The sequence below is a fragment of the Rhodococcus sp. no. 34 genome, assembly GCF_054589475.1.
The window spans coordinates 603,953-614,155 of record NZ_BAAILK010000012.1; the positions used below are offsets into that span (position 1 = coordinate 603,953).

Here is a 10,203-nt window from a genome sequence, read left to right on the forward strand (position 1 = left end):
CGGTGACCCAGGAGCGCTGAATCCATTGATGACCACGTCCACTTACGCCCACAGTCTTGCGCGTCTCAGCTACGACTATCTGATTCACGTCGATCCGGAAACCGGGGACGCCGGGCCCTGGCTGGCCGAAAAGTGGTCAGAGACAACCACTTCAGCCGGATTCACCATTCGTGACGGTGTCACGTGCTCCGACGGATCTGCGCTGACCGCCCGCACCGTCGCAGACAGCATCAACTTCGTCACCGACGAGACCAAGGGGTCTGCTCTCCGTGGGGTCTACGTGCCGGCAACTGCAACTGCCACTGCTGATCTCGCGGCCCGGACGGTGACGGTCACTACCCCGGAACCGTCCCCGTTTCTGCTTCTCAACCTGGCACGCCTGCCGATCATGTGCGAGGCGGGATTGGCAGATGCGGCAGCGGCGAACAAGACCACCATCGGGTCCGGCATGTTCCAGATGACCGAGTCCGTCGCAAACGATCACTACACCTTCGCCCGGCGCGACGGCTACGACTGGGGACCCGACGATACGACCTCTACTACGCCCGGTCTACCGGAAACCGTCGTCGCGTCGATCGTCCCGAACATGAGCACCGCTGCAAACCAACTTCTGGCAGGCGATCTGAACGCTGCACAGGTGTCCGGCGCGGATCAGGACCGATTGAACTCTGCGCCGCTGGATACGATCAAGCAACCCTTCCCGTCCGGCGACATGTTCTTCAACCATATGCCGGGTAATCCGACAAGCGATCCGGCGGTGCGGAAGGCTCTCGTCCAGTCGCTGAATCTCGACGACCTCGCCGAGATCTACACCTCAGGACGTGGCACACGTTCGAGCACGATGGTCTCCGTCGAACCACGCGCGTGCGTCTACGACTCGGTCGCCGGCAACGTACCCGACTTCGATCCGACAGCAGCGGCAGCAACTCTCGACACGGCGGGCTGGAAGATCGGAGCCGGCGGCAAGCGGAGCAAGGACGGCGCGCCGCTGCGAATCCGACTGCTCTACGAGGCACTCGGTGACTCGTCCGACGCCGCGGCAGATCTTGCACTCACAGCATGGTCGAACCTGGGCGCAACCGTCGAACTGATCAGCGGCGATGCCAACAAGATTCTCGACGTCGCACTGAGCGGCAAGGACAACTCCGCATGGGACGTGGCGTGGGAAACAATCAACGTTGCAGTGCCGAGCATGCTCGTGCCCTTCTTCTCCGGCCCCGTTCCGGCCGACGGACTGAACTTCGCGTCCATCTCCAATTCGAACTACGACGCAGCGGTAGCCAAGGCGTCAGCGGTCACCGGCGATTCCGCCTGCTCCGCATGGGCGGAGGCCGAGTCGGAAATCGTCAAAGCCAATTCCGCGATTCCGTTCGCCGACCAGATCACCACGCAGTATTTCTCCAATTCGGGGCTCGCCTTCGGACGCAACTACGTCGGCTCCGCTCTTCGGCTGTACGAGTAACCGTGCTGCAGCGACCGGGGAAATCGTCCTGTTTCGCCGGTCGCTGTCCGCATATGGACAGGTATTCACTGATCATGCCGATTTTCGTGGGAGCGGACGAAAATCGACCCTATTTTCGTGAGGATCGACAGAGATGCGCGTCACGTCATACGCCAAGATTTAGCAGTCAACACTCAACCGCGCCCTCTCGAACTTCGCTCGGGCCCCAGCTCCATCCCGGAGGCACCATGAAACACCGCTCCTATCCAACACTTGCGGCAGCCGCAGGGCTCACGCTCGTGTTGTCTGCTTGTGGCTCGGGAGGCACGTCCTCGGGCGCCAGTGGCGGTGAACCGGCCACCGACGGGACCTTCCGTTTCGCCCTGCAGGCCGATCCGGGTGCACTCAACCCGATCATGTCGGCCGCCTCGGCGACCGCCGAGTTGTCTCGTTTGGCGTACGACTACCTGATCTACCAGGATCCCGATACCAGTGAAGTCGGACCGTGGTTGGCGGAGAAGTGGGAGGAGACCCCGACCTCGGCGTCCTTCACCATCCGTGACGGGGTGACCTGTACCGACGGATCGACGCTGACACCGCAGACCGTCGCGGACAACATCAACTTCGTGGCCAACCCGGACAACGGTTCACAGTTGCGCGGGTCCTCCGTACCGACCGGCGCCACTGCGACTGCCGATCCGGCAACGCGCAGTGTCACGGTGACCACTCCGGCGCCGAGCCCGTTCCTTCTTCTCAACGTCGGTCGCCTGCCGATCCTGTGCGAGGCCGGATTGAAAGATCCGACAGCGTCGAACAAGAAGTCGCTCGGCACCGGCATGTTCGAAGTCACCGAAGTTGCCGCCAACGACCACTACACGTTCCAGCGTCGCGAGGGCTACAACTGGGGCCCCGACGGCACGACCTCCGACACCCCGGGCGTCCCCAAGACGGTCGTCGCCGCCATGTCGCCGAACGTGAGCACCGCCGCAAATCAGCTGCTCTCGGGTGAACTCAACGCGGCTCCGATCGCCGGTCCGGACAAGGACCGCGTCGCGGCAGCCAATCTGGACTCCGTCGGTCGGCCTCTGCCGGCAGGCCAGATGTACTTCAACCAGATCGCGAGTAATCCCACCAGCGATCCCGCAGTGCGCAAGGCCCTGATCCAAGCGGTCGATCTCGACGACCTCACTCAGGTCATCACCGCCGGACACGGGGTCCGGGCAACCAGCCTCGTCGCCGTCGAACCGCGCGCCTGCGTTTACGACTCTGTCGCAGGCAACATTCCGGACTTCGACCTCACTGCCGCCAAGGCAACACTGGACGGCGCTGGTTGGACCGCCGGCGCTGACGGCAAGCGAAGCAAGGATGGCAAGCCGCTCAATCTCCGCCTCGTGTACGACGGCACCGACGATCCGCGCAACGCGGCGGCCGAACTTGCTCAGTCGGCGTGGTCCGAACTCGGCGCAAACGTCGAGGTGACCGGGGGCGACTCGAACAAGATCATCGACGTCATTCTGAGCGGCAAGGACAACTCTGCCTGGGACATCGCCTGGGTCCAGGTCAACTCCTCGCTGCCCAGCACCTTCACTGCGTACTTTGCCGGGCCGGTTCCCGCAGCAGGCAAGAACTTCGGATCGGTCAGCAACCCCGCCTACGAAGCAGCAGCCACCAAGGCTTCCGGTCTGACCGGTAGCGACGCTTGTGACGCTTGGGCCGACGCCGAGTCGGAGCTCACCAAGACGATCGCGGCCGTGCCCTTCGCAGACTCCGTCATGAACGTGTACTTCAACAAGGCCGGACTCTCATTCGGCAAGTCGCTCAACGGTTCTGCGCTGCGTCTCTACCAGTAGGCCGTCCGCCCACTCTGAAATATCTTCCCGCCCCAGCATCCCGCCCTCCGGAAAGACAGCCCATGAGTCAAACTATTGAAGCCGCGAAACCAGAAGCGGCGCCTCAGGCTCGAGCAAAGTGGCTCGAGTCTGACAGCTGGCCCGCATATCTTCTGCGTCGTTTCGGCACCTTCGTGATTTCACTCTGGGCGCTGGTGACTGCGGCGTTCCTGATGCTCCAACTGATTCCGGGAGACCCGGTTCGGTTGGCTCTGGGAATGAACGCACCGGTCGAACTGGTCGAGACAACGAGGTCTCAGCTCGGTTACGACCTTCCCTTGTGGCAGCAGTACTTCCGATTCGTCGGCGGGTTGCTGAGCGGGAATCCCGGTGACTCGATCACCTTGAGGACTCCGGTCTTCGAGGTGATCGCGTCCCGCCTACCGGCAACACTCGAACTGGCTGTACTCACAGTCGTCACGGTGCTGCTAGTGGGCATTCCGATCGGCCTCATCTTCGCTGCACTGACCCGCAACGGTCGACGACGCGGAGTCGAGATCGGTTACACCGCAACGTCGGGCACCATCGCCGTGATCCCCGAGTTCATGTTCGGTACGGCGCTGGTCTACCTCTTTGCCGTCACGTTCCCTGTTCTGCCCGTCGCCGGCCGAGGTGGACCGGAAAGCTACATCCTCCCGGTCGCGGCCATGTCGATCGGTGCCATCGCCTCGATGTCGCGCATCGTCCGTGCAGAGGCGCTCGGCGTGTTGGACATGGACTACATCCGTACGGCGCGCGCCAAGCGAATGCCCGTGGCACGAATCTACTTCCGTCATGCAATGCCCAACCTCATGACGTCGACGCTGACGCTCGCCGGACTCCTCCTGGGGGGTCTGATTGCCGGCACCGTGCTCATCGAGAGCATCTTCGCCTGGCCCGGCATGGGCATGGCGCTGGTCAAGTCCATCACCGAGAAGGACTACCCGCTCGCCCAGACACTGGTCGTGATCTACGGCGCCATCGTCCTTCTCATCAATTTCATCGTCGACGTGGTGCTCGCTCTCATCGACCCACGATCCACAATTCGGGAGAACTGAGTTGAGCACCTCACCTACGGCCCCCACTGCGGCCCCCAAGACGCCCCCGCGACGACACTGGATCGTCGGAACGTTCCGCACCCCATTGGGAATCCTGGCCCTCACCTTCCTGACCGCTCTGATCGCCCTCGTCATCTTCGGACCGATGATCTGGGGTGACGCCGCTGTCGCAGCCAACCCGAAGGCACTGTCTCAGGGACCGAGTTCCGAGCACATCTTCGGCACCGACGCCGGCGGGCGTGACGTCTTCGCCCGCACGATGACCGCCGCGAGACTGTCGGTGCTCATGGCTCTCGGAGCCGTCGCACTCGGTGTCACAATTGGCCTGATACTCGGTACGCTCCCGACGCTCGCTCCCCGCTGGGTCGGACGCATGGTCGTGGCATTCCTCAACTTCGCCATCGCATTCCCCGGACTGCTCCTCGCGATCTTCCTGTTGGTCGTTCTCGGACAGGGTGCTGGCAGCGCGGTGATCGCCATCGGTCTCGCCCTGGCCTCGCCGTTCGCGAGGTTGACGTACGCACTGGCTTCGTCGGTCAACGGACGCGACTTCATCGACGCAGCACGCATCCTCGGGGTTACCAAGCCCGGGCTGCTGTTCCGCCACATTCTCCCCAATATCCGTGAACCACTCATCGTCAATGCCAGCATCGCTGTCGGCAGCGGCCTGGTGGTCTTCGCCGGACTCTCGTTCCTCGGCTTGGGCATTCAGCCGCCTGCATTCGACTGGGGTCGGATGCTCAACGAAGGTCTGTCGAAGATCTTCGTCAACCCGGCCACCGCACTCGCCCCCGGCATCGCCGTCGTGCTCGCCGGTTTGACCTTCACGCTGCTCGGCGAGGCCATTGCTCGCGGCGCGGGAGTTCGCAGCCCGATCAGCAGTCGCCTGCCGAAGTGGAAGCCGATCAACCGGAAAACTGCCCAGGCCGATTCGACGCCCACCGACGAAGACGCGGTACTGACCGTCCGCAACATGTCCGTCGCAGTCCCCGCGGGTGACGACTGGCGTCGCCCCGTCGACAACATCAGTTTTACAGTTCATCGCGGCGAAACCGTAGGCATCGTCGGTGAATCCGGGTCCGGAAAGTCACTGAGTTGCATGGCAATTGCGCAGCTGACCGACCACCCCACCGTGGTCGACGCCGGGCTCATCGAGTTCGACGGCACCGTGCTGATGAAGGACGGCAAGCGGCCGGACGACGCGGCTTCGCGCAAGGTTGCCCGCCAACTCGGCACACGTATGGCGATGGTGTTCCAGGATCCGATGTCGTCCATGAATCCGTCTCTCAAGGTCGGATACCAGGTCGCCGAGATCGGTTGGCTCCACGAAGGTATGAGCAAGGCCGACGCGAAGAAGGCAGCAGTCGAGCGACTGAACGCCGTCAAGATCCCCGACGCGCCCAGGCGTGCGAAGCAGTACCCCCACGAGTTCTCCGGCGGTATGCGTCAGCGCGCGATGATCGCCATGGGTCTGATGGGCAAGCCCGCTCTGATCATCGCGGACGAACCCACCACTGCGCTCGACGTGACCGTTCAGCGTGAGGTCCTCGGGCTGCTCCACGAGGTTCGCGAAGAAACCGGCGCCGCAATCCTTCTCATCTCGCACGACATGGCCGTCATCACCGGCATGTGCACCCGTGTCCTGGTCATGTTTGCCGGCGAAATCGTCGAAGACATCGCAGTAGACGATCTGATTGCCGGCCGTGCAAAGCATCCGTACACCCGCGCGCTGATCGCCGCGGTCCCCACCATGAGCACCGATCGCGACAAGCCGCTTGCCACCGTCGACGAAGCCTGGCAGGTGGAGAGCCTCGACGCCGAGGAGAGCACCGCCGACATCGAGTTGGAAGAACTGTTGGCTGTTGCAGAGGAGATCCGATGAGCAGACTCGAATTCCGTGACGTCAACGTCCACCTCGGTAGCGGTTCGAAAAAATTCCACGCCGTCAAGAACATCAATCTCGACATCCCCTCCGGATCGGTGGTCGGTCTCGTCGGTGAATCGGGTTCCGGAAAGTCGACACTGGCGCGAGCAACTGTCGGCCTGGCCGAGCCCAGTTCCGGCCAGATCCTTCTCGACGGTGTGGACGTCGCTCACGCCCGCGGCGCGACGGCTCGTCTGCGCCACCGGATCCAGATGGTCTTCCAAGATCCGTACTCGTGCCTCGACCCGCGAATGACCATCGGCCAGTCACTCGCCGAGGCGCTGCGGTCCACCGAGCGTCGTGACAAAGCTCGGCGCAGCCGCGGCGACCGCGCTGCCGAGGTCGCTCGACTCCTCACCACCGTCCAACTGCCGGTGGAGAAGGCGCACGAATACCCATCGTCGTTGTCGGGTGGTCAGCGCCAACGCGTTGCCCTCGCGCGGGCTTTGGCAGCCGCACCGGCAGTTCTGCTTGCCGACGAAATCACCTCCGCTCTGGACGTGTCCGTGCAGGGCGCGGTTCTGAATCTGTTGGTGGATCTGCAGAAGCAGCTTGGTCTGACGGTTCTGTTCGTCAGTCACAACTTGGCGGTGATCCGCTACGTCTGTGACCACGTCGCAGTCATGCTCGGCGGCGAGATCGTCGAGCACGGGCCGGTTCTCGACGTGATCGATTCGCCGAAGGAGCCGTACACGGCAAAGCTGTTGTCCGCGATCCCGACATTCGGGGAGCCGATGTTCCAATGACAACGCCGACCACTCTCGACTCCCCCGCTGCCGTAGCCCGTGCCGAAGAACGTCGTTCGGCGAGAATCCAGGATTACGCGTCCGTAGTTACACCGACCAGCATCGCCGTATCGGCGTCGGGACGCATTGCATACGCACGTACCGAAGCGAATCCGGCTGCGGATACCAACGAGCACTCGATCTGGTTGGCTTCCCCGCAACTACAGCTCACCGCGGGACCTGCCGACACCTCGCCGGCTTGGCATCCCGTTTCGACGCTGTTGGTCTTCGTTCGGCCGGATTCCTCGGGCACACCACAACTGTGGAAGGTCGACGCCACCGGGGGCCCGGCAACACAGCTGACCACCACGGCGCAGCTCCCGCTCGGCGCGGGGGCACCGGTGTTCTCTCCCGACGGCGCTCGGATCGCCTTCAGCGCCCCCGTCGACCGCACTGCCGCCGGATCGTCATGCCTCTTGGTGGCGAAGCGCCTCAACTACAAGGTCGACGGATCCGGTGTCCGGGGCAGCGTTCGGGCGCACTTGTTCGAGTTCGATCTGGCCGCCGGCTCACTACGGCAGCTGACGGACGGCGATTGGGACGCTTCGCATCCCGCGTACAGTCCCGACGGCACCGAACTGGCTTTCACCGCGGCGATGGACGGCGACGCCGATCTGACGCGGGCGAGTTCCGCCTGGACCGTATCGCTGACTGATCTCGCCTCCGCTCCGCGGATGTTGGGGCACGCACGCGGCATCGCAGGACCACTTGCATGGACACCTGCCGGCGACGCGGTCGTAGCCGTCGGTTGGCACACGCCGATCATTCACAACAACGAACTTCTTGTCCTGCACCGCGACCAGCGAGTGGAAGACCGCAGCCTGACGTCCGGACTCGACCGAAACGTCATGCCGGGCGGGACCGGTTATCCCGGTGGCGCACCGAGTTTCACCGCCGACGGCGACATCGTCTTCTGCATCCGCAACCACGGCTCCACCGAACTGCACAAGGTCGATTTCGGATCAGGCTCCGTCTCACCACTTCTCACCGGCGAGCAGACAGTGGTCTCAGGCCTTGCCCTGACGTCCGGGCGAGCCGTCGTCGCGCTGGCAACGGCGACATCCTTCGGCGAGATCGCCGTCATCGACCTCGAGACTCGTGCAGTCGAAACGGTCACCGAATTGAACACGGAACTGACAACTTCCGTCGCGTTTCCAGTCGCCTCCGAGCGTTGGTTCGACATCAGCGACGGCACCCGTGTTCAGGGTTGGATCCTGCGCGACCCGAACGTCGCGGGCGCCGGTCCGCTGGTTCTGGACGTCCACGGCGGACCACACAATGCCTGGACCGGAACGCCCACCGTGATGCACGCATACCACGCGGAACTGGTCGCGCTGGGATTCACGGTCTTGATGATCAATCCGCGCGGAAGTGACGGCTACGGAAACGACTTCTTCGACGGTGTGCGGGACGGCTGGGGTGAGGCGGATCGTGCCGACCTGCTCGAACCGGTCGAAACCCTTGTCGCCGAGGGGATGGCCGATCCGAAGCAACTGGTACTCACGGGCTACAGCTACGGCGGATTCATGACGTGCGCCCTGACGTCCGTCACCGATCGGTTTGCGGTCGCAGTCGCCGGTGGCCTCGTCTGCGACATCGCGAACACGGCGGGCCCGTCGGACGAGGGCATCTTGCTGCAGACGGTCGAATTCGACCCGCAGTCATCTCGGGTACAGGAACTTTCGCCGTTGGGGCGAGTCGCGAAGGTGACAACACCGACGCTGATTCTTCACGGCGGCAGCGACGTGCGCTGCCCGGTCAATCAAGCCGAACAGTGGTTCGGTGGACTGCGTTTGGCCGGTACCCCGACCGAACTGGTGGTCTATCCGGGTGCGTCGCACGACTTTGTGTTGACGGGTCGGCCGTCCCACCGACTGGATTACAGCACCAGGCTGGTCGAGTGGCTCGAGCGTCACCTCTCCCCCACGCCGGCACTCATCACAGTCGACCCCGCCTACTGGCAGTACCGACTCGACACCCTGAGCACGAAGTACGGGGTACCCGGTGCCTCGTTGGGAATCCTGACCACAACCCGCAGCGGATTCGACCGCGCCGTGGTCACTTCCGGTGTCGTCAGCACCCGCACCGGTGTCGCGGCCACAACTGACACGTTGTTCCAGATGGGTTCGATCAGCAAGGTCTGGACGGCCACACTGATCATGCAACTCGTCGAAGAAGGACTGCTCGACCTCGATGCACCTGTTCGGAACATTCTGCCGGACTTCGCGGTTGCCGACACGGTAGCAACCGAGACGGTCACGACTCGCCACCTGTTGACTCATACCAGTGGCATCGACGGTGACGTCTTCATCGACGGCGGACGCGGCGACGACTGCGTCGAGCGATACGTCGCAGCCCTGACCTCGACGGTGCAACTCTTCGCTCCCGGTACCGATTGGTCCTACTGCAACACCGGCTTCGTCATCGCCGGACGAATCATCGAGGTTCTCCGAGGTAAAAGTTGGGACGCGGTTCTGCGCGAGCGGATCATCGAGCCACTCGGCCTGACCAAGACCACGACTCTTCCCGAGGAAACGGCACTGCACCGCGCCGCAGTCGGGCACGTCGGCGGCGTCGACAATCTCGAGCAGACACCACAATTCCTCATCCCTCGTTCGATGGGCCCGGCTGGTCTCATCAACAGCACGGCCGAAGACCTACTGCTGTTCGCGCAGGATTCGATGCGCGAGGATCCGGTACTGCTTCAGCGTTCCACTCATCTGGCGATGCTCGAGGAGCGCCGCCAGATCGGTGACGTGTCGTCAGCGGACATCATGGGAACCACGTGGCTGCTGCACAATTGGGGCGGGGTACTGGCTCATGGCCACAATGGCGGAACTCTCGGCCAGCAGTCGTTCTTGCGAGTGGTGCCGTCGTGCGGTCTAGCCGTGGTCCTGATGGCCAACGGTGGAGCAATGGACGCTCTCTCCGGCGATCTTCTGGCTGAAGTAATCGGTTCGATAGGCGGCGTCAGTGTGACACCGGCATTCTCGCCTGGTGACCCCCACACCCGCGTCACGTCCTCACGTGAAGAACTCGATGCGCTGTGCGGTCTGTACCGCGATGCCGCAGCCGATTTCGTCTTGGAAAGGACCGGCGGTTCCCTGACCGCCCGCCGCACCGATCA

General features: G+C 63.4%; 6 protein-coding genes. All 6 read left to right on the forward strand.

Translation table 11 applies throughout. The features are described from left to right. The first annotated feature begins 28 nt into the window (after window positions 1-28). Window positions 29-1,462, forward strand: coding sequence for an ABC transporter substrate-binding protein (locus tag ACYP01_RS03780; RefSeq protein WP_459678712.1), 1,434 nt, complete (start codon window positions 29-31; stop codon window positions 1,460-1,462). A 227-nt stretch (window positions 1,463-1,689) separates the two neighbouring features. Beyond that, on the forward strand, window positions 1,690-3,291 hold the full coding sequence (locus ACYP01_RS03785; RefSeq protein ID WP_459678714.1) for an ABC transporter substrate-binding protein: 1,602 nt from the start codon (window positions 1,690-1,692) through the stop codon (window positions 3,289-3,291). A 62-nt stretch (window positions 3,292-3,353) separates the two neighbouring features. Then, a complete protein-coding gene (locus ACYP01_RS03790) occupies window positions 3,354-4,367 on the forward strand; it encodes an ABC transporter permease (protein ID WP_003940249.1) in 1,014 nt (337 codons plus the stop codon). Window position 4,368: 1 nt separating this feature from the next. Next, complete coding sequence (locus ACYP01_RS03795) at window positions 4,369-6,249, forward strand: dipeptide/oligopeptide/nickel ABC transporter permease/ATP-binding protein (protein WP_459678717.1); 1,881 nt, start codon at window positions 4,369-4,371, stop codon at window positions 6,247-6,249. Further along, window positions 6,246-7,037: an ABC transporter ATP-binding protein gene (locus tag ACYP01_RS03800; protein ID WP_003940215.1), complete on the forward strand. Its 792-nt coding sequence runs from the start codon at window positions 6,246-6,248 to the stop codon at window positions 7,035-7,037. The genes ACYP01_RS03795 and ACYP01_RS03800 overlap by 4 nt, the downstream gene beginning before the upstream one ends. After that, window positions 7,034-10,203 (forward strand): serine hydrolase (locus ACYP01_RS03805; protein ID WP_459678718.1); only part of this gene is annotated, 3,170 nt, incomplete at its 3' end. The genes ACYP01_RS03800 and ACYP01_RS03805, both read left to right, overlap by 4 nt.

What these genes read in the sequence shown, in the direction of transcription:
- ACYP01_RS03800 (WP_003940215.1), top strand. Translation starts at nt 6,246, where the DNA reads ATGAGCAGACTCGAATTCCGTGACGTCAACGTCCACCTCGGTAGCGGT.
- ACYP01_RS03780 (WP_459678712.1), top strand. Translation starts at nt 29, where the DNA reads ATGACCACGTCCACTTACGCCCACAGTCTTGCGCGTCTCAGCTACGAC.
- ACYP01_RS03785 (WP_459678714.1), top strand. Translation starts at nt 1,690, where the DNA reads ATGAAACACCGCTCCTATCCAACACTTGCGGCAGCCGCAGGGCTCACG.
- ACYP01_RS03790 (WP_003940249.1), top strand. Translation starts at nt 3,354, where the DNA reads ATGAGTCAAACTATTGAAGCCGCGAAACCAGAAGCGGCGCCTCAGGCT.